Annotated in this window: 19 protein-coding genes; 8 read left to right on the top strand and 11 right to left on the bottom strand. The window is 68.1% G+C overall.

Features of this window, described 5'->3' with window-relative positions:
• Positions 1 to 112 precede the first annotated feature (112 nt).
• The 4 genes from C8271_RS12030 to nrdE all read left to right on the top strand — a co-directional run bounded on the left by C8271_RS12030 (position 113) and on the right by nrdE (position 5,105).
• Entirely contained in the window at positions 113 to 1,771 is a 1,659-nt protein-coding gene (locus tag C8271_RS12030) for a Gfo/Idh/MocA family oxidoreductase (protein WP_106507491.1), read from the top strand.
• Positions 1,772 to 2,290: 519 nt separating this feature from the next.
• Positions 2,291 to 2,548, top strand: coding sequence for a glutaredoxin-like protein NrdH (nrdH, locus tag C8271_RS12025; protein WP_170957889.1), 258 nt, complete (start codon positions 2,291 to 2,293; stop codon positions 2,546 to 2,548).
• Between the two features lie 20 nt (positions 2,549 to 2,568).
• The gene (nrdI, locus tag C8271_RS12020; RefSeq protein ID WP_106507490.1) at positions 2,569 to 2,967 is read left to right on the top strand and encodes a class Ib ribonucleoside-diphosphate reductase assembly flavoprotein NrdI; all 399 of its coding nucleotides are present in this window, start codon (positions 2,569 to 2,571) and stop codon (positions 2,965 to 2,967) included.
• Between the two features lie 5 nt (positions 2,968 to 2,972).
• Positions 2,973 to 5,105 (top strand): class 1b ribonucleoside-diphosphate reductase subunit alpha, encoded by a 2,133-nt coding sequence (nrdE, locus tag C8271_RS12015; protein ID WP_106508058.1) that lies wholly within the window; start codon positions 2,973 to 2,975, stop codon positions 5,103 to 5,105.
• Positions 5,106 to 5,254: 149 nt separating this feature from the next.
• On the opposite strand, the gene C8271_RS12010 is transcribed toward nrdE, so the two are convergent.
• From C8271_RS12010 to C8271_RS11975, 8 genes are all read right to left on the bottom strand, one after another.
• Positions 5,255 to 5,989: an SDR family NAD(P)-dependent oxidoreductase gene (locus C8271_RS12010; protein ID WP_106508057.1), complete on the bottom strand. Its 735-nt coding sequence runs from the start codon at positions 5,987 to 5,989 to the stop codon at positions 5,255 to 5,257.
• Positions 5,990 to 6,176: 187 nt separating this feature from the next.
• Entirely contained in the window at positions 6,177 to 6,413 is a 237-nt protein-coding gene (locus tag C8271_RS12005) for a DUF418 domain-containing protein (protein ID WP_245921125.1), read from the bottom strand.
• A gap of 114 nt (positions 6,414 to 6,527) precedes the next feature.
• Entirely contained in the window at positions 6,528 to 7,019 is a 492-nt protein-coding gene (locus tag C8271_RS12000; RefSeq protein WP_170957888.1) for a DUF418 domain-containing protein, read from the bottom strand.
• 55 nt (positions 7,020 to 7,074) lie between these two features.
• The gene (locus C8271_RS11995; RefSeq protein ID WP_106507487.1) at positions 7,075 to 7,647 is read right to left on the bottom strand and encodes a DUF418 domain-containing protein; all 573 of its coding nucleotides are present in this window, start codon (positions 7,645 to 7,647) and stop codon (positions 7,075 to 7,077) included.
• 128 nt (positions 7,648 to 7,775) lie between these two features.
• Positions 7,776 to 8,549 (bottom strand): glycerophosphodiester phosphodiesterase, encoded by a 774-nt coding sequence (locus tag C8271_RS11990; RefSeq protein ID WP_106507486.1) that lies wholly within the window; start codon positions 8,547 to 8,549, stop codon positions 7,776 to 7,778.
• Positions 8,546 to 9,946 carry an ABC transporter substrate-binding protein gene (locus C8271_RS11985; protein ID WP_212591348.1) on the bottom strand — a complete coding sequence of 467 codons (1,401 nt, stop codon included), beginning with the start codon at positions 9,944 to 9,946 and terminating at the stop codon, positions 8,546 to 8,548. The genes C8271_RS11990 and C8271_RS11985 overlap by 4 nt, the downstream gene beginning before the upstream one ends.
• A 110-nt stretch (positions 9,947 to 10,056) precedes the next feature.
• The gene (locus tag C8271_RS11980; RefSeq protein ID WP_212591347.1) at positions 10,057 to 10,911 is read right to left on the bottom strand and encodes a carbohydrate ABC transporter permease; all 855 of its coding nucleotides are present in this window, start codon (positions 10,909 to 10,911) and stop codon (positions 10,057 to 10,059) included.
• Positions 10,908 to 11,942, bottom strand: coding sequence for a carbohydrate ABC transporter permease (locus C8271_RS11975; protein WP_106507485.1), 1,035 nt, complete (start codon positions 11,940 to 11,942; stop codon positions 10,908 to 10,910). Before C8271_RS11975 ends, C8271_RS11980 begins: the two co-directional genes overlap by 4 nt.
• 155 nt (positions 11,943 to 12,097) lie before the next feature.
• Here C8271_RS11975 and C8271_RS11970 point away from each other — a divergent pair, with 155 nt between their 5' ends.
• Both C8271_RS11970 and C8271_RS11965 read left to right on the top strand, forming a co-directional pair.
• On the top strand, positions 12,098 to 12,877 hold the full coding sequence (locus C8271_RS11970) for a DeoR/GlpR family DNA-binding transcription regulator (RefSeq protein WP_106507484.1): 780 nt from the start codon (positions 12,098 to 12,100) through the stop codon (positions 12,875 to 12,877).
• Positions 12,878 to 13,039: 162 nt separating this feature from the next.
• Positions 13,040 to 14,494, top strand: a complete 1,455-nt coding sequence (locus tag C8271_RS11965; RefSeq protein ID WP_170957887.1) for a multidrug effflux MFS transporter — start codon at positions 13,040 to 13,042, stop codon at positions 14,492 to 14,494.
• Between the two features lie 15 nt (positions 14,495 to 14,509).
• On the opposite strand, the gene C8271_RS11960 is transcribed toward C8271_RS11965, so the two are convergent.
• Positions 14,510 to 15,049, bottom strand: coding sequence for a nitrous oxide-stimulated promoter family protein (locus tag C8271_RS11960; RefSeq protein WP_106507483.1), 540 nt, complete (start codon positions 15,047 to 15,049; stop codon positions 14,510 to 14,512).
• A gap of 188 nt (positions 15,050 to 15,237) precedes the next feature.
• On the opposite strand from C8271_RS11960, the gene C8271_RS11955 reads away from it, so the two are divergent.
• Positions 15,238 to 17,115, top strand: coding sequence for a ribonucleoside triphosphate reductase (locus C8271_RS11955; protein ID WP_106508053.1), 1,878 nt, complete (start codon positions 15,238 to 15,240; stop codon positions 17,113 to 17,115).
• Complete coding sequence (locus C8271_RS11950) at positions 17,112 to 17,927, top strand: anaerobic ribonucleoside-triphosphate reductase activating protein (RefSeq protein WP_106507482.1); 816 nt, start codon at positions 17,112 to 17,114, stop codon at positions 17,925 to 17,927. The genes C8271_RS11955 and C8271_RS11950 overlap by 4 nt, the downstream gene beginning before the upstream one ends.
• On the opposite strand, the gene C8271_RS11945 is transcribed toward C8271_RS11950, so the two are convergent.
• On the bottom strand, positions 17,928 to 18,614 hold the full coding sequence (locus tag C8271_RS11945; protein WP_106507481.1) for a hypothetical protein: 687 nt from the start codon (positions 18,612 to 18,614) through the stop codon (positions 17,928 to 17,930).
• The gene (locus C8271_RS11940) at positions 18,611 to 19,111 is read right to left on the bottom strand and encodes a hypothetical protein (RefSeq protein ID WP_106507480.1); all 501 of its coding nucleotides are present in this window, start codon (positions 19,109 to 19,111) and stop codon (positions 18,611 to 18,613) included. The genes C8271_RS11945 and C8271_RS11940 overlap by 4 nt, the downstream gene beginning before the upstream one ends.
• Positions 19,112 to 19,159 lie beyond the last annotated feature (48 nt).

Here is a 19,159-nt window from a genome sequence, read left to right as displayed (position 1 = left end):
TGCTGGCTCGGGCTTGTGTGGTACAAACCCAAGTGCACGGCACGCCCGGACCTCGGCCGGGTGGAACGGCCCGCAGGTCAGCCGCCCCGCAGCCACTCAAGGAGTCGCAATCATGCCGAAGACCCTGAACATTGCCGTGATCGGTGCCGGCACGATGGCGCAGTCCGTCCACCTGCCCGTGCTGCGTCGGCGCTGGGACCGCTTCACGCTGTCAGCCGTGGTCGATCATTCCCCGCGGCGCCTGCGCGAGTCCTCGCAGAACTGGGGTGTGCAGGAGGAGCGGCGCTTCGAGACCGTCGCTGATCTGGTCTCCGCTGTGCGAGCCAAGCGCGTCGAGGTGGACGCCGTGGTGCTGTCGACCGATGGGCTGCATGTGGATGACCTGCTCGCCCTGCTCCGCCGCGGCATCCCAGCACTGGTGGAGCCACCCCTGGGGTTCTCCGCTGAAGAGGTCGCGCGCATCGTCGACTTCGAACGCATGACCGGACGCCGCCTGGTGATGATGGCGTACCCGCAGCAGTACGACGCCGTGGTCGAGGAGATCGCCGAGCGCATCGCGCCACGCGATCTGCGTCTGCTCAGCCATGACGTGCTTATGCCCGCCGCGCAGCCACTGTTCGGGCACGCCAAGGTCACAGCCTCCGCCTATGACCTGCCCGGCGATACCCGCACGCAGCGCCGCAAGGACATGCAGGCAGCTGTGGAGGCGGGCACCGGTGAGGGGGCCACCCAGCGTGACCGTGATCTGTACGTCAAAGGCCTGCTCACCGGTGTCGCGCACCAGGCGGCGATGCTCGAAGCGATCTATGGGCCGATCGGTCAGGTGCGTTTCGTGCGGCACTGGCCCAAGGGCGTCATCCCCGGCTCCATCGAGGTGCTGGCCGAGCTCACAGGCGGCGCCCCTGTGCGCCTGATGTGGCATTACCTGCCCTTCGCCCCCGAATATGTCGAGACAGTTGAGGTGCTTTCGGCGCGTCGGCGCCTGGTCGCCGACGTCAAGGCGCCTTCTCACGGCGACAGCCGTTCCACGCTGACCGCACGGGAGAAGAAATCGGGCACGGTGATCGAGGAAACGGTCACGGCGAACACGGGGAGCGCCGAAGCCATGTGGCAGGCATTCCATGCGTTCGTGGAAAAGGGCACAGAACCGCTTGCGGGCCCGGCGGACGAGCTGCGTCGCGTGGAGTTGATGCGCTCGGTGCTCGCATCGATCGTCGAGGCCGACGGCCGCACCCTTGACCCGGAGCCCGAGCCGGTGCCGGTGCCGGAGCCGGAATCGGACTCGGAGGAGTCGGCGGAGCCCGTTGAGACCGTGGAGCCCGCCGAGCCCGCGGGTGCTGTGAAGCCCACAGAGCACGCAGAACCCGCCAAGCCGGTTGAGACCGTACCCCCCGCCGAGCCCGCGGAGACTGTGGAGCCAGCTGAGCCCGTGGCGACCGTGAAGCCGACCGAGCCCGTGGAGGCCGCACCCGCGTCGGCCCCGCCAGAGCAGGGCCCCGGTGCAGACTCGCGACAGACAGAGACGTCGGCGAACACGCAGGAGGCGGAATCACCCGTCGGCCTTCAGGAGCCTGATGCAGCGAGCGTTGGCCCCATGACGGTGAGCGTCGACGCTGCGGAGCCGCAGGCTGATGTTGATGCGCAGACCAATGCGGACGCACACAACGCCGCGGGGCCGCAGGCTGATGTGAATGCATGGGCCGACATGGACGCGAAGACTGACACGGGACAACAGGCCGAGGGTGACGAGCAGCGCGCCCCGGGCGCCTGACTCCCGACTCCCTCGGCACCCGTGCGGACACGGATCCGCGACACGCCGACGACCCGACCCCCGTCTCACATCGGTACCCGTGCGGACACGGCTCCGCGACACGCCGAGACGCGCCGCGACGCGCCCATGACACACCTCATGTTCCGCGCCGGCGCGAAGTCAGCAGCGGGCCTCGGAATGGTTCTGTCCACCACCCGTGGATGACCGCCCAGCACTCCTCCACAGGCACGACCAGCGCTCTGACCGCGTCCTGTGCCGCCTGTCCCCAGCCCGCCCCCAGCTGTCCACAGGACGTCAACATCCCGATGTGGATGACATTGTTGTAGTTCAGTACATCTTGTGGTGCTTCTGGCCGAGCACCACTAGGTGTAGTGTTGGCGAGGTCGCGGAGAGAACGGCCTGACGCGCTAGGACGTGCTCGGCACACCGCGACCGCGGCCCCAACGCCGCACCCCTGAACAACCCAAGACACCTCTTCCCGCGCGCCGCCCGGCGGCGCATCAGAAAGGCAGCCATCCCGTGGACATCACCGTGTACTCCAAGCCGATGTGCGTGCAGTGCGACGCCACCAAGCGCGCCCTGAACAAGGCCGGCGTGGCCTACTCCGTCGTCGACATCACCGAGGACGCTGAGGCGCTCGCGCACGTGAAGTCGCTGGGCTACATCCAGGCCCCGGTGGTCATCACGGATGAGGACCACTGGTCCGGCTTCCGTCCGGACAAGATCAAGGCGATCACGGCAGCCGGCGCCCAGCAGCGCCGCTCTGCCGCGATCTGATAAGGCCGGGAGGCGTCGGCGTGGGAGCCCTCGTCTACTTCTCCTCGGTCTCGGGCAACACCCACCGCTTCGTGCAGAAGCTGGGGATTGAAGCCCACCGCATCCCCCTGTACCCGAAGGACGCACCGCTGGTCATGGACGAGGACTTCGTCCTCATGGTGCCCACCTACGGCGGGGGCAACGGGCGCGGAGCCGTGCCCAAACAGGTCATCAAGTTCCTGAACGACGAACGCAACCGCGCACACATCCGCGGCGTGATCAGCGGCGGGAACACCAACTTCGGAAGCGCCTACTGCCTGGCCGGAGACATCATCTCCGCGAAATGCAAGGTGCCCCACATGTACAAGTTCGAACTCCTGGGAACCCCGCGCGATGTCCAGCGGGTCCATGACGGATTGGAAGAGTTTTGGCGACAGTGACCGAGATGCCCCCGGTCGAGCACCACAAGCAGCTCGACTACCACGCGCTCAACGCGATGCTGAACCTGTACAGCACCGACGGCAAGATCCAGTTCGAGAAGGATCAGCTGGCCGCGCGCGAGTACTTCCTGCAGCACGTGAACCCCAACACCGTGTTCTTCCACTCGCTGGAGGAGAAGCTCGAGTACCTCGTCGAGAACGAGTACTACGAGAAGGACGTGCTGGACCAGTACACGCCGTCCTTCATCAAGGAGCTGTCCGAGCAGGCGTACGCCAAGAAGTTCCGCTTCCCCACCTTCCTGGGAGCCTTCAAGTACTACACCTCGTACACGCTGAAGACCTTCGACGGGAAGCGCTACCTCGAGCGCTTCGAAGACCGCGTGGTCATGGTGGCCCTCACGCTGGGCCGCGGCGATGAGAAGCTTGCCCGCTCCCTCGTCGACGAGATCCTCGACGGTCGCTTCCAGCCGGCCACCCCGACGTTCCTCAACGCCGGCAAGGCCCAGCGCGGCGAGCTCGTCTCCTGCTTCCTGCTGCGCGTCGAAGACAACATGGAGTCCATCGGCCGCTCCATCAACTCCGCACTACAGCTGTCCAAGCGCGGTGGCGGCGTGGCACTGCTGCTGAGCAACCTGCGCGAGTACGGCGCCCCGATCAAGCAGATTGAGAACCAGTCCAGTGGCGTCATCCCCGTCATGAAGCTGCTGGAGGACTCCTTCTCCTACGCCAACCAGCTCGGTGCGCGCCAGGGTGCAGGTGCCGTGTACCTGCACGCCCACCACCCGGACATCCTGCGCTTCCTCGACACCAAGCGTGAGAATGCCGACGAGAAGATCCGCATCAAGACGCTGTCGCTGGGTGTGGTGATCCCGGACATCACCTTCGAGCTCGCCAAGAACAACGAGCCGATGTACCTCTTCTCCCCGTACGACGTGGAGCGCGAGTACGGCAAGCCGTTCGCCGATATCAACGTCTCCGAGTGCTACCGCGAGATGGTGGACAACCCGCGCATCGCCAAGAAGAAGATCAAGGCACGCGAGTTCTTCCAGATCCTCGCGGAGATCCAGTTCGAGTCCGGCTACCCGTACATCATGTTCGAGGACACGGTGAACCGGGCGAACCCGATCCCCGGCAAGGTCACCCACTCCAACCTGTGCTCGGAGATCCTGCAGATCGCGACCCCGTCGGAGATGAACGTCGACCTCTCCTACGCGAAGCTCGGCCGCGACATCTCCTGCAACCTGGGCTCGCTGAACATCGCCAAGGCGATGGACTCCCCGGACTTCGCGCACACGATCGAGACCGCGATCCGCGGCCTGACCGCCGTCTCGGACACCTCGGACATCGAGTCGGTGCCAACGATCGCTGAAGGCAACCGCCGCTCACATGCGATCGGCCTGGGTCAGATGAACCTCCACGGCTACCTCGCGCGCGAGGCGATCCACTACGGATCCGAGGAGGGCCTGGACTTCACGAACATGTACTTCTACGCGGTGACCTACCACGCCATCAAGGCGTCGATGACCATCGCGAAGGAGCGCGGAGAGACCTTCTACGAGTTCGAGAAGTCTGCCTACGGCACCGGTGAGTACTTCAACAAGTACATCGATCAGGTGTGGGAGCCGCGCACCGAGCGTGTGCGGGAGATCTTCGCGAACGCAAACGCCCACCTGCCCACGCAGAACGACTGGCGCGAGCTGCGCGACCAGGTCAAGCAGCACGGCATGTACAACGCGTACCTGCAGGCGGTGCCGCCCACCGGGTCGATCTCCTACATCAACCACTCCACCTCCTCGATCCACCCGATCGTCTCCAAGATCGAGATCCGCAAGGAGGGCAAGATCGGCCGCGTCTACTACCCGGCGCCCTTCATGACGAACGACAACCTGGAGTACTACCAGGACGCGTACGAGATCGGCTACGAGAAGATCATCGACACCTACGCCGAGGCCACCAAGCACGTGGACCAGGGTCTGTCACTGACGCTGTTCTTCCCGGACACCGCCACCACCCGTGACGTCAACAAGGCGCAGATCTACGCCTGGCGCAAGGGCATCAAGACGCTGTACTACATCCGCCTGCGCCAGATGGCGATTGAGGGCACCGAGGTCGAGGGCTGTGTGAGCTGCATGCTCTGACGGTTCCGGTCGGCAGAGCCCGTCGGTCGACGGACCGGGCGCCAGCGGGCGCCGGTGCGTCGAGCACGGCGAGACAGGCGAGGGCCGCCGTTCCCCAGCAGGGGAGCGGCGGCCCTTCGCTGTGCTCGAGCGTCCGAGCGGCGGCGCGCTCAGCCGGCGGTGCGGCCGCCGTCGATCATCCAGAGCTGGCCGGTGACGTGGGAGGCCTCGTCGCTGGCGAGGAATGCCGCGACGTTCGCCATCTCCGACGCCTCGCCGATCCGGCCCTGCGGCACCTGGCCCTTGAGGAAGTCGTTGAGCTCGTCGCCCAGGCTGTCCAGCCACGGCGTGCGGGTCACGCCCGGGCCGATCGCGTTGACGCGGATGCCGCGCTGGGCGTACTCGATCGCCGCGGTCTTCGTCATCATCGTGACCGCGCCCTTCGAGGTGATGTAGGCGACCGCCTGCGGAGTGGCCAGCACCGAGCCGATCGACGAGGTGTTGATGATCGAGCCGCCGCCCTTGGCCAGCATGAGCCGCAGGCCCACCTGCATCATGCGGAACATCTGCCGGACGTTGATCCGCAGCACCCGGTCGAAGTCCTCCAGCGGGTACTCGTGCGAGTCCATCGCCGGGCCGTTGACGCCCACGTTGTTCGCGAGGATGTCGAGGCCGCTGTAGGTCTCCTGCAGGTGCTTCTCGAGCGCGTCGATCGCCTCGTCATCGCTGACGTCCAGCGGGTACGCCGTGGCGCCGATCCTCTGCGCGACCTCCTCGCGCCGCTCGGAGATGTCTGCGACGATCACCGTCGCGCCCTCTGCGGCGAACTTCGTGGCGATCGCTTCGCCGATCCCTAATGCCGCCCCCGTGACCAGGGCGATCCTGCCGTCGAGTCGTCCAGTCATGCTACGCTCCTTCGCGTCGATGTGATCGCCACCACGTGTGGGGTCGTCGCGACTGGCCGGGGCGATGGGCCCGAGGTTCTGACCTGTGGACATGGGGTCGACGGGGCGCGGCTGCGGCTCGGCGCTCCGAGGGCGGCTCGGTCCGGGACTGAGCACACGCCCTCGGTGCACGGGCTGTCGGTCCGGGTCAGGCGCCGACGGGGGTGGCGCCGACGCGCCCTGTCGCCGAACCGCGGCCGACGGTCAGACGCTGCAGCAGCGCCTCGGCCGGTCCCCGCATGTCGCGGGCCCGCAGCGCCATGGCCAGCGGAAGGCACAGTCCCCAAGCGGCCAGGGCCAGGAGGAAGGCGAGAAGCGGGGAGAGCCCGTGGCCCATGCCGAGGCCCGTCGTCGACAGCACCAGCGCCCACACCACGGACTGCACCAGGTAGAAGGTCAGTGAACGGGCGCCGACGGCGGTGATCGCCTGTGGCAGCCAGCCTAGCGGCCGAGGCCCGCCGAGGATCTCGCGGGCGGGGCGGCCGTAGGCGCGGGCCGCCTACGCCGGCGACTGCCCGGTGGGGGCCGACGGTGGGTTCGCAGCGGCGGGGGACTGCGTCGAGGGCTGCGCGACGGAGTGCGGTGCTGTGCCCGCTGTCGGCGCTCCGAGGCGCCGCGGGTCCAGCCGGGCCGCGAGCAGGGCGAAGGCGCTGACGTAGCCGATGCCGCCGGCGATCCCGGTCAGCGAACTCAGCCCCATGAAGGCCCAGAACAGGCCGTCGGGCAGGTGGATCGCGTCCCAGTGGGCGATAGCCGAGGGCGCCGCCACGAGCCAGCCGATGCCGATGCCGAGCACGGCCATCCGCCGCAGCAGCGGCAGCCGATCCCACGGCTCGTCGAGCAGACGGTTCCGGGCGGCGATCCAGCCGAGGATGATCGCCACGTGGATCGTGGGCATCATCAGCTGCTGGCTGAGGATGAACATCCAGCTCATGAGGCGGGCCTGAACACCGCCGAGCGGGCTCGCCGAGCCGTGCGAGGCCTGTTTCATCGCGTCCATGTCGAGAGATGCGCCGCCGGCGGCCGCCTCCAGGGTCTCAGGGGGGTCAGAGCAGCAGCGCCATGGCCCCGGCGAGGCTGAACACCGCGTAGGCGAGCAGTGCCGAGGCGAACAGTGCCGCGACGATCGTCAGGGTGCGGGTGGAGCGGTCGAACAGGATCCACACCAGCAGCAGGCCGATCAAGCCGTAGGCGCCGAGGATGTCGCCCATGAACAGCAGGGCCGCATGGAGCAGGCCGAGCAGGATCATCGCCCAGTGGCGCCGGCGCAGCTGGATGCGGACGGTCCTCGGGGTCAGCCCGCGGTCGATACGCGCCCGGTAGTACTGGACCATCCCGTAGCCGAACAGGAAGGCGAACAGCGGGTAGCTGCGGCCGTCGGCGGCGATGATCATGACGGTCTGCGCCAGGCGATCCAGCACGGTCCCGTCCTCGGGGTGGGGGCTCGCGCCGGTGGTGGGCATGCCCCACACGAACCAGGAGACGTTGGCCAGGGCGATGAGGGCGAGCATGAGCCCGCGGGCGAGGTCCGGTGCGAGAGCACGAGGCGGTCGATCCGCGCTGCGGCGCGAGGCGGTGTCGATCCGTGGTGCGGTGGTGTGCTGGGCGTCGTTGGTCATCGGTTCCCCTGCCGGTGCCTCTCGTCGTCGCCCTAAGCGTACTGGGGCGGTCCCGGACGCACGACCGGCCGCTCCTGATCCCCTGTGCGGAGGGAGCGGCCGGTCTCGCGTCCGTGATCAGCCCGCCGTCACGGCTCAGCGGGCACGAGTCGGGCGAGCCACGTCAACGCCTCCTGCGGGTCGTCGACCGTCGTCCCGTCGGCGCCGAGTGCGAGCGCTCGGCGCAGATCGTCCTCGGTGCGGACGGGCCATACGTGGACCCGTCGCCCCTGTACGTGCTGCTCGGCGACGACCTCGGGCGTGAGCCCCTCCCAGCCGCAGTGGAACACGACGGATCCGGTGCGTTCGAGCAGGGCACCGAGGCCCTCCGGGTGCTCGGCGTCGACAGGGCACCGCATCACGATGATCCCCGTGCGGACGGTCGGAACGGCCCGGTGCACGGCTTCGAGTGCGTCGGCATCGAAGCTGGTGATGATCATGCGCGACGCATGGTCCGGATGCTCTCGCAGGTAGGCGGTCAGCAGTGGGACGACATCGGCGTCCTTGATCTCCACCTGGAGGCGCGCGTGGGTCCCCGCGCAGATCTCGGCGAAGGTATGCACGCGATGTCCGCCGCGCAGCTCGACCTGCCGCAGACGGTCGAGGGTCATCGCCCTGAGCGGGCCGAGGCCCCGCCCCGCGTCGTCGGCAGCGAGGCGGTCCAGCGTCGCATCGTGATGGACGACGATGTGCCCGTCCGCGGTGGGGTGGATGTCGAGCTCCATCTCCGGGGACCCGAGCTCTTCGGCACGCTGGAACGCGTCGAGGGTGTTCTCCAGGCGGTTCGTCATGTCACCGCGATGGGAGACCACGGTGAACGGCTCGAAGCCCTGGAACGTCTCTGCTGGGGCGATCGCGGTCACTTGCCCATCACCTCCTGGAACTTCTCGCGGGTCGGGCCTGCGACGTCCTCGATGGCGCGGGCGGCGTCGGCGACGACGGCGGCAGGATCCTCGTTGTCGACGTTGACCCGCTGGATCACGGTGCGCATCTCGGGCACCGTGGCCGGCACGAAGCGGCGGATGTAGTCGGGCTGCCGGGCGATCTTGAGCTGCTCGATCGCGACGCCGAAGGCAGGCTGCTCGGAGATCCGCTGCGCGAGCTCGGAGGACGTCTCGGCGGCGACGGTGTTGGGGAGGTACCCGGTCTCGAGCACCCACGAGGTGGACTGCTCCGGGCTCGCGAGGAACTTCATGAACTCCCAGGCGGCCTGCTTGCGCTCGTCGGAGGCGTGTCGCGGGATGGCGAGGCCCCCACCGCCGGTGGGGACCCCTGTGTCGACCTCCTTGGGGAGGAATCCCGCCCCGAAGTCGAACTCCGCAGACTCGCTGATGCCGCCGAGGCTGCCGGTGGACGAGCAGATCGTCGCGGCCAGCCCGGCTGTGAAGTCCTGGGCCATCTCGGCGGCCACGTAGGAGCTCTTGTCCTCGTGCAGGACGGCGCGGTCGAAGGCGAGCGCGTCCAGGACCGGCTGCTCCTCGAGGGTGAGCGTGAGCTCCTCGTCCGACAGCTGGCCTCCGAAGGCCCACACGAGGCCCTGGATGTACCAGTCGTCGCCGGCGGTGTAAGCGCGCATCGAGACGGTCTCGCCGTTGTGGGTGAGGCCCTTGACCTCCTTGCCCCACTCCCGGAACTCGGTCCAGGTATCCGGGGCGCGATCAGGCAGTCCGGCGGCCTGGAGGATCTCTTTGTTGTAGTAGAAGAGCGGGGTCGACCGGCCCTGGGGCACCCACCAGATCTGGTCCTTCAGACGGCCTTCCTCGAGGAGCGTCGGGTTGTACACGTCCTCGGTGAAGTCGCCGCCGAAGTATCCGTCGAGAGGCTCCAGCACCTCGTTGAGGAAGAAGCGCTGCCACGACATGTCGCCCAGCCCGATGAGGTCGGGGATGGATCGAGCCTGCAGCGCGGTGGCGAACCTGGTCTCGGTGCCGTCGTAGCCGTCGAAGGCCTGCACCTCGACGTAGATGTCCTGCTGAGACTCGTTGAACGCCGTCGCGGCGGCGGCGAAGGCCGCGCCGGGCTTGCCGCCCCACGGGCTCCATGCGACGACGCGGCTGCGCTTGCGGTACTCCTCGGGGGTGTCCCCGTCGACCTGACCGAAGGCGTTCCCGCCATTGGCGCGCGAGCAGCCGGCGGCGAGCAGGGGAGCGCCGAGGGTTCCGGCGGTCAGCAGCGCACGGCGCGAGGGGCGCAAGGTCGTGCGGGGCGAAGGGCGCCCGTGGGCGGCCCGGGATCGGGAGGGCGTGGGCATGGTGGGCATGATGGCTCCTTGGTGTGCGGTATGCCCGGTGACGGGCGGAGGCGGGGTGAGTCGGGGTGAGGCGGGCTGAGCGGGGATCGGACGAGCAGGGCTCGGGTGGGGACTGCGAGTCAGGAACGCATGCTGGCGCCGGTCAGACCGGAGATGATCTGGCGGTGGCCCATGAGGTAGACGATCAGCATCGGCAGGGCGACCATGAGGGTGCCGGCCATGATCGGGCCCCAGTTCGTCAGCCCCTCGGTGTCCTTGAGGGTCATCAGCCCGATGGGCAGCGTGCGCATGGAGTCGGAGGTGATCACGATCAGCGGCCAGACGAAGGAGTTCCACTCGCCGATCACGCAGATCAGGCCGACGGTCACGATCGCGGGCAGAGACATGGGCACGACGAAGCGGAGAAGCTTGCGCAGGTGCCCGGCGCCGTCCAGCTCCGCGGCCTCGAGGACCTCGGTGGGCATGGACAGGAAGTGCTGGCGCAGGAGGAAGGTGCCGAAGGCGTTGGACAGGCCCGGGAGGACGAGGCCCAGATACGAGTTGACCAGGCCCATTTCGCTGATCACGAGGTAGTTGACGACCAGGGTGATGTGTCCGGGGACCATCAGCGCGCCGATCAGGAGGATGAACAGAGCCTTCTTCGCCGGGAACGGGATGAAGGCGAAGGCGTAGGCCGTGAAGGTGGCCATCACCAGATTGCCGCCGGCACCGAGGCCCGTGACGATCAGCGAGTTGAGCAGGTAGACGTCGAAGGGTGCGGCCGCCAGCGCGTCGGAGAGGTTCTCGAGCGAGGGGACGGGGAGCATCCTCGGAGGCCAGGCGTAGATCTCGGCGTTCGGCATCACCGAGGACCGCAGCAGCCAGTACAGCGGCAGCAGGAACGGTCCTGCGACCAGCATCGCCGCGAGCAGGAGAGCGATGGAGCGCGGCCCGGTGCGTCGCAGGGGGCCCGCGAAGGGCGGTGCAGTGCTCACGAGTAGGTCACCTTTCGCTCGGCGTACAGGAACTGCAGGGCGGTGATGGCCATCAGGAGGACGAACATGAACACGGATGCGGTCGCCGCCATGCCCAGGTCGAAGCGTTGGAAGCCCTGTTCGTAGATGAACCAGCTGAGCGTGGTGGTGGACCGGGAGGGGCCGCCGCCGGTCATCATCGCGATCAGGTCGAAGCTCTGGAACGCCCCGATGGTCTGGGTGATCAGCAGGAAGAACGTGGTGGGTGAGAGCAGGGGGAGCACGACATGGCGGAAGGTGGCCATGGCGTTCGCGCCGTCGAGGGCGGCCGCCTCCTTGACGTCCTGCGGGATGCCGCGCAGGGCGGCGAGGTAGACCAGGGCGACGAATCCGACGTTCTGCCACACGGCCACGATGAGGAGGCCCGGCAGCGCCCAGGTGCTCGATGTCATCCACGCCGGCGAGGCCTGCCCGATCAGATCGAAGGCGAGTCGCATGAGCCCGTAGCGCGGGTCGAAGATGAACAGCCACAGGGCGCCGATCGCGGCACCTGAGAGGACGTAGGGCGTGAAGGACACGGTGGAGGCCAGCCGCCCCAGCGGCGGCCGGGCGTTGAACAGCGCGGCCATCGCCAGTCCGATCAGCATCGACGCACCGACCGTCACGGCCACCCAGATGAGGGTGGTCCGGAGCGCGCGGAGCACCTGGGGGTCGGTGAAGAAGCCCTCCCAGTTGGAGAGCCCGACCGGGACCGGGACAGCAGCGATCATGTCCCACCGCGTGAAGCTGAGGCCGATGTTGGCCACCACCGGGAGGTAGGAGAAGACCAGGAGGAGCGCCAGGTTGGGAAAGGCGAACAGTGCGAAGACGAGATACTGCCGGCGCCTGCGCGCGCTGCGCGAGGTCGGCTGGCGGGCGGCGTGGTCGGGGAGGTCCGCGGACAGCTCGCCCAGGGGGAGCTGACCGTCGACGGCACTGCCGGTGCGCGGAGCCTCCTCTCGGGCCGCCGCCGCGTCGGGGGCCGTGCGCAGGGTGGGTGTCGCGTTCGTCATCGGGCCTCCTCTCGGGTCGTGCGGGTGGGGTCGTGACTCGAAGGTAGGAGCGGAACACTGACCGGGCCGTGCCCGGAGGTTACGGGGGCATGACCGTTCTATGACCGTTTCGACGGCTCGTCGCGGGCGGTGTCGATGGTGAATACGGTGGCGACATGGAGTCGGTGGGACGAGAGAGCGTCCGGGCTCGCCGCACGCGTCTTCTGCGGTTGGCGCGGGAGCGCGGGAGACTGGAGACCTCCGTGGCCTCGCGGTTGATGCAGGTCTCGGTGGAGACCCTGCGTCGTGACCTCAGGGTGCTTGAGAACGCAGGTCAGATCCGACGCTCGCACGGTGTGTTCGTGCCGACGGAGATCGGTCGGCATGAGAATCCGATGTCCGTGCGCGAGGTCAATGACGCCGATCAGAAGCAGCGCATCGCACAGGTCGCGGCCAGCCTCATCGGCGAGGCGACGACCCTGTACCTCGATGAGGGTGTCATCCCGCGTTTCATGGTCCGACACCTCCCCGTTGACCGGGTTCTGACTGTGGTCACCGCGTCGTTGCCGACAGCTATGGCCCTCGTGGAGGCCACCGCTCACGATGTGGTGGTCGTCGGCGGCGCGGTGCGCAGGAAGACCCTCGCGACGCTCGGCGGGATCGGGACCGGTCCCACCGCCGGGCTGTTCGTGGATCTGGCGATCATGGGGACGAACGGCGTCTCCGTCGAGCATGGGCTGACGACGCCGGACCCGGAGGTCGCACGGGTGAAGGAGGCTGCGATGTGGGCATCGCGCCGCCGGATCCTCATATGCGAGCACCTCAAGTTCGGCGTCGTGAGCTTCGCCCGCTTCGCGGAGCTCGCTGACATCGGACACATCGTCACCGGAGCAGAACTGCCGCGTTCGATGGCGCGTCGATTCGAGGCAGCGGGTCCGACAGTGCTCCGGGTGTGACAGTGCGCCCCCGCGGGGGATCCGTCACTAGAGTCCGACTCCTCCGGGGGAGGTCCCCGTGGTGCGGATCGCGTGGCGCGGTCGGTGCACGCGGGCGTAGTCTCGGTGCTCTGCGCCGATGACGTCGTGATCCCCGCCCCGCCTCTGACCAGCCCGAGGACCATGACCTCCTACGATGCGACTACCCCTGACGGCCACGCCGACGATCCGGCGCGCTCCGCCGCCTCCCCGCACGACCCGTCGGCCGCTGACGCCGCCCCGTCGGACCCGCACGCCGCGCAGCGGCACCTCGAGCCGCCGACCGTCACCGACGGTTTCCCGCATCTGGCCGGCGGTGTGCCCGTCCTCGAGGACGAGGTCGACCAGGACCTGGCGCATCGGCCCACCGAGTCCGAGCTGTGCCGCACCCGCTCCAAGGTGACCGCGATGATGGTCGTCGTGCTGACCACGCTCAGCGCGATCGGCCCGCTCGCCACCGACATGTACATCCCGGCCTTCCCGGACGTCACCACCGAGCTCGCCACCACCGCGGCCCGCCTGCAGCTGACGATCACCGCGTTCTTCCTGGGCACCGCGGCCGGGCAGATCGTCTCCGGCCCGATCTCGGATCGTGTGGGCCGACGGATGCCGCTGCTGCTGGGCATCGTGCTGTGCCTGATCGGGTCGATCGGCTGCGCCCTGGCTCCGTCGGTCCAGGTGCTCATCGCCTTCCGCATCCTGCAGGGCATCGGCGGCGGCTTCGGCATGGTGCTGGGTCGCGCCGTCCTCATCGACCTCACCGACGGGCCCGAGCTGTTCCGGATCATGAACATCATGCAGGGCATCGGCGGCATTGCTCCGATCGTCGCCCCGCTGCTGGGCGGTCTGATCCTGCTGGTGGGCCAGTGGCGCGAGGTGTTCTGGGTGATCGCCGGCATGTCCGTGATCTCGCTGATCGGCGTCATCGCGCTGATCCCGGAGTCGCTGCCCGTCTCGCGCCGCCACACCGGCGGCTTCCGGGTCTTCCTGCACAACACCGGCTCGCTGCTGCGCCGCGCACCCTTCGTCGCCTACCTGCTGGTGAACATGTTCTCCGGCTTCGCCCTGATGGCGTACGTGTCCGCGTCCTCCTTCGTGGTACAGGAGATGCTGGGCTTCAGCTCCACCGCCTACTCGGTGTCCTTCGCGATCAACTCCGCCGGCATGATGGCCATGTCCTTCCTGTCCGCGCACCTGGCCCGCACTCGGCATCCGCGCGAGATCATCCGGGCGGGCCTGACGGCGGTGACCCTCGGTGCGGTCTACCTGCTGATCGGTGTGGTGCTCCTGGGCGCCCCGGCCTGGGTGATCCTGCCCGGCTTCTTCCTGCTGGTGGCCCCGCAGGGCCTGATCTTCGGCAACGGCGGCGCGCTGGCCTCGCAGGAGGCCACCGACATGGCCGGCACCGGATCCGCGCTGCTGGGCCTCGGGTTCTCGGTGGCGGCCTCGCTGGCCGCGCCGCTCGTCGGTGTCGCTGGCACCCATTCGGCGCTGCCGATGGCGATCACCGCGGTGGTCGGTGCCGCACTGTCCGTCGTGTGCTTCATCGTCGCCGGGCGCTTCACCGACGGGCAGCATCCCGCCGCCGCCCGCGCCTGAGCGGCGCGCTCCCGGTCAGCGGCCGACGGGCCGGAGCCGTCCTCGGGCGGTCCGCAGTCGCAGCCGGATGCTCCCGGCGAGGTGGCGCGCCCCGTCGAGCGCGTAGCCGTGCAGCAGTGAGCGCGGACCGGAGTAGCGCATCATCCGCCGGTTCCAGGCCCGCTCGGAGTCCTTGAAGCAGTGGATGCTGCAGTGCGCGCAGAACGGCTTCGGATCCAGGGTGCAGAACACGCGCCGCGCCTCGCCGTAGGCCAGGTGCTCCGAGCATTCCGCGCACAGGACGGGGGAGCAGCCCTCGGGGTAGGCGCCGGCGGTCTCGGCGTCGGAGCGGTGCACCGTCCGCTCGCGCCCACCATGGTGGCCGTCGCAGTAGATCCGCACGAACAGGGCCAGCGTCCTGATGTCCTGGCGGGCGGCGGGGTCGTCGACCTCGCGCAGGAAGCGCGGTGACGGCCCGCGGCGTGCGAGGCGGGCGCGGCCCGTCTGCGTCGAGGAAGGCGACGGAGGACGCGCCACGACGCCGCGGGATCCGTCGTGAGCGAGGGATGCTGTCATCTTCTGGAATCTAGGCAGGTGTTCCCGTGGCGGGCGGGACGATCGTCCCCGCTGCTCACCATGCTGACGCGCCGTCGCCACAAGATCTTGTGTTGCGTGCGTGTTGTCACCACAAGATCTGGTGCACCGTCCTAGCGTGCCGATGCACGAGAGAAGAGACGAGATCCCAGGAGCCCTTCATGGCCAGCATGCCGTCGCACCCAGCCTCCCACTCTGCCGAGCCCGTTCCGAGTCCGCCGGCCGCTGCGGCGCAGGCCCCGTCGGCCCCCACGCTGATCGATCCCGTCGTGACCGTCCGCGAATACGTCGACCGCGCCGATTGGCGGGTCAACGCGAATGCAAACCAGGGCTACAGCGTCGGCGGCCTGGTGCTGAACGCCGCCGGCAAGATGATCGCGACCTACTGGCTCGACGAGGTGTTCAGCGCCGAGGCCGGTCGCGCACACCGCGAGGGCGATATCCACATCCACGACCTCGACATGCTCACCGGCTACTGCGCCGGCTGGTCGCTGCGCCGCCTGCTGGAGGAGGGCTTCAACGGGGTGCCCGGCGCGATCGCGTCGGCGCCCGCCAAGCATTTCTCGTCGGCCTGCGGGCAGATCGTGAACTTCCTGGGCACGCTCCAGAACGAGTGGGCTGGCGCCCAGGCCTTCAGTTCCTTCGACACGTACATGGCGCCGTTCGTGCGCAAGGACGCGATGGCGTATGAGGACGTGCTGCAGAACATGCAGGAGCTGATCTACAACCTCAACGTGCCCAGCCGCTGGGGCTCCCAGTGCCCCTTCACGAACCTCACCTTCGACTGGACCTGCCCGGAGGATCTGCGCGACCAGCAGCCGCTGATCGGCGAGGAGCTGTGCGACTTCACCTACGGCGAGCTGCAAGCCGAGATGGACATGATCAATCGCGCTTACATGGAGGTCATGACTGCTGGTGATGCCGACGGGCGCGCCTTCACCTTCCCGATCCCCACCTACAACATCACCAAAGACTTCGACTGGGATGCGCCGAACACCGAGTGGCTGTTCCGCATGACAGCGAAATACGGCCTGCCCTACTTCCAGAACTTCATCAACTCCGAGCTTGACCCCGGCATGATCCGCTCCATGTGCTGCCGCCTGCAGCTGGACCTGCGGGAGCTGCTCAAGCGCGGCAATGGACTGTTCGGTTCCGCGGAGCTGACCGGTTCGATCGGCGTGGTCACCGTGAACATGGCACGGCTGGGCTACCTGTTCGCGGGGGACGAGGAGGCGCTCGTGCGTGAGCTCGACCGCCTGCTCGAGGTGGGCCGCGACATCCTGGAGAAGCGTCGCGCCGTGGTGCAGGACCTCATCGATGGTGGCCTGTACCCGTACACGAAGCGGTACATGGGGCACCTGGGCAACCATTTCTCCACCATCGGCGTGAACGGCATGAACGAGATGGTCCGCAACTTTACGGGGGACGCCCACGATCTGATGGACTCGGAGGGACAGGCCATGTGTCTGCGGATCCTGGATCATGTGCGTGAGCGGATGGTGGAGTTCCAGGAGGAGACGGGGAACCTGTACAACCTCGAGGCCACCCCCGCGGAGGGCACAACGTACCGCTTCGCCAAGGAGGACCTCGCACGCTTCCCCGACATCATCACCGCGGGGACACGCGAGAACCCGTACTACACGAACTCCTCGCAGATCCCCGTGGGTGCCACCGAGGACCCTTTCGAGGCTCTCGAGCTGCAGGAGCAGCTGCAGAGCAAGTACACCGGCGGCACCGTGCTGCATCTGTACATGAACGAGGCGATGAGCTCACCGCAGGCGTGCCGCGAGCTGGTGCGTCGCTCGCTCACGCGCTTCCATCTGCCGTACCTCACCATCACGCCGACGTTCTCGGTATGCCCCGTGCACGGGTATCTCTCCGGCGAGCATCACACCTGCGAGCAGTGCGGATCGGACTGCGAGGTGTGGACCCGCGTGATGGGGTACTTCCGGCCTGTTTCCTCGTTCAACATCGGCAAGAAGGGCGAGTTTGCCGAGCGGCGCTTCTTCACGGAGGCGGCGGCGGGGGAGCTCGTGGAGGCGTCATGACCGACGTGCTGCCCGGGCGCGGGAGCGGGCGCGGCCTATCACCTGCTCAGGAGGCGCACGCTGTCCAGGCCGAGGGCCTCGCGATCGCCGGTCTCGTGCCGCTGTCCACCGTGGACTGGCCGGGCATGCTGGTCGCCACTGTGTTCTGCCAGGGGTGCCCGTGGCGCTGCACGTACTGCCACAACCAGGCGATCCTCGACCCCACGGCACCGGGCGCCGTACCCTTCGGCGAGCTCACGGCGCTGCTGGAGCGCCGACGGGGGCTGCTGGATGGCGTGGTGCTGAGCGGGGGAGAGGCCACCGGGCAGCACGCGATCGTGCCCGCGGCGCGCCGCATCCGCGCGATGGGATTCGCCGTCGGCCTGCATACCGGCGGCGCGTATCCGGCTCGGCTGCGCACTCTGCTGGGGATGGATCGTTCGGGCCGACGGGTCTCCGCCCCGCTGGTCGATTGGGTGGGCTTCGATGTGAAGGCGGCACCGTCCGGCTACGAGGCGCTCACCGGTCGCCCCGGAGCGTATGAGAAGGCCCGCGCCTCGCTCGGTCTGCTGCTCGCCTCCGGGGTCGACCACGAGCTGCGGATGACGGTCACGCCCGCATTGCGTGACCAGGTGCCGTCGGCCATCGACCTGGTGGCCGAGCTAGGCGGGCGTGCGCTCGTGCTGCAGCGCGCCCGGGCCGACGGGGCCGAGACGCAGTTCGCCGTAGCCCTCGAGGCGGAAGCGGATTGGCATGGCCTTTTCGCCGACGTAGTTGAGGCGGCGTCAGGTCACGGCGATATGCGCGGCGTCGAGGTGGCTGCCCGAAGCTGATCAGCGCTGAGACACGAGCAGGGAGAAGAATCCGCGAGCCACGGTCGTCGGATCTGTTCCGACGAGCGAAGTGCCAAGGCCGCTGTGCTCTGCGATCAGGTAGCGGCCGCGCAGCACGAGAGCCACGAAGGTTCGCGCATCGCCCTGGCCGTCCTTCGGAGCACGGGTGGCCCGGACCGCACGCAGCGGTAAGGCGTCCGCATCCGAGTCAGCCGCAGCGGGGAGATCATGAGTGAGTTCGCGTATGCGGTTCCAGGCGTCCGACAGTTCCGACCAGTCAGAGGTCCAGAGCTGACTGAGAAGGTCAGCCGGCACCGTCAGGCGGACGCTCGGCTCCAGGGGTTCGAGCGGGACCATGGGGGCGAGGCGGAGCAGGACGCCCGGCAGAACTGTCGTTGGGAAGACCGCGAGCTCGTTGGTGCGTTCGCTCGCTCGGGAGCGCCGCAGCACACCGGCTCGGGCCAGGGTGAAACTGTGATGCTGGTAGAGCGGATTGCCACTGACCTCGAGCGTCATCTGCCCTCGTGGGTCCGCGAGGATATCGCGGACCGCGGCCGAGAAGTCGGGAGAGAGGTCGTCGCCGCCGTCGGGGGTGTGTCCGGCTGCCAGCGCGGCGAGGACATCGTCGGTCGATTCCGAGGAGGTTCGCAGCACCATTGGATCTGCAGGGTCGTACTGCAGTGTCATCGGTCTCCTCCTGCAGCCTCGATAACCCAGGATGCAGCGATGTCGTCGAACAACTCCGCGTGCATCGCGTCGATCGTGGGAAGTGTTGTCAGGGTGAGAGTCACGCCCTGGTTACCTAGGAGCTGCGACCATTGGCGCGTGAGCACCGTTGAGCCGCTCGCATCGGTCATCACGGACGCTCGATACCAGCGTTCAACCCCGCCCGCGTCAATCGCGCGGTCGTCGAGGACTTGCAGGTCAGGCAGTGACGCCAGCTGGCGTGCTCGTGCCTCGACCTGCCAGGTGTGTAGATCGAAGTCTTCGGGAAGCTGTTGAGAGATCAGCACGATGTTGGTCTCGCCGGCGGGGCTCAGCGAGCGGCCATCGGTGAAGACTGCGAGGAGTCCCGGCTGGATCAGCTCGTCGGGAGCCTGCCAGTTCTCGGGCACATGGAGCGTCATCGGGGGAGTGAGGCCGGTCGGGTCCTCGACGCGCGCGAGACGTGCGGAGGTGGTCATGGTTGGAGCTTAGAGCGGTTGAGAGGTGGGCAGAAGCTCACACACGGT

It is taken from the genome of Brachybacterium timonense, assembly GCF_900258505.1.
GTDB classification, from domain to species: Bacteria; Actinomycetota; Actinomycetes; order Actinomycetales; family Dermabacteraceae; genus Brachybacterium; species Brachybacterium timonense.
This window is presented reverse-complemented; position numbering and strand designations above follow the sequence as displayed.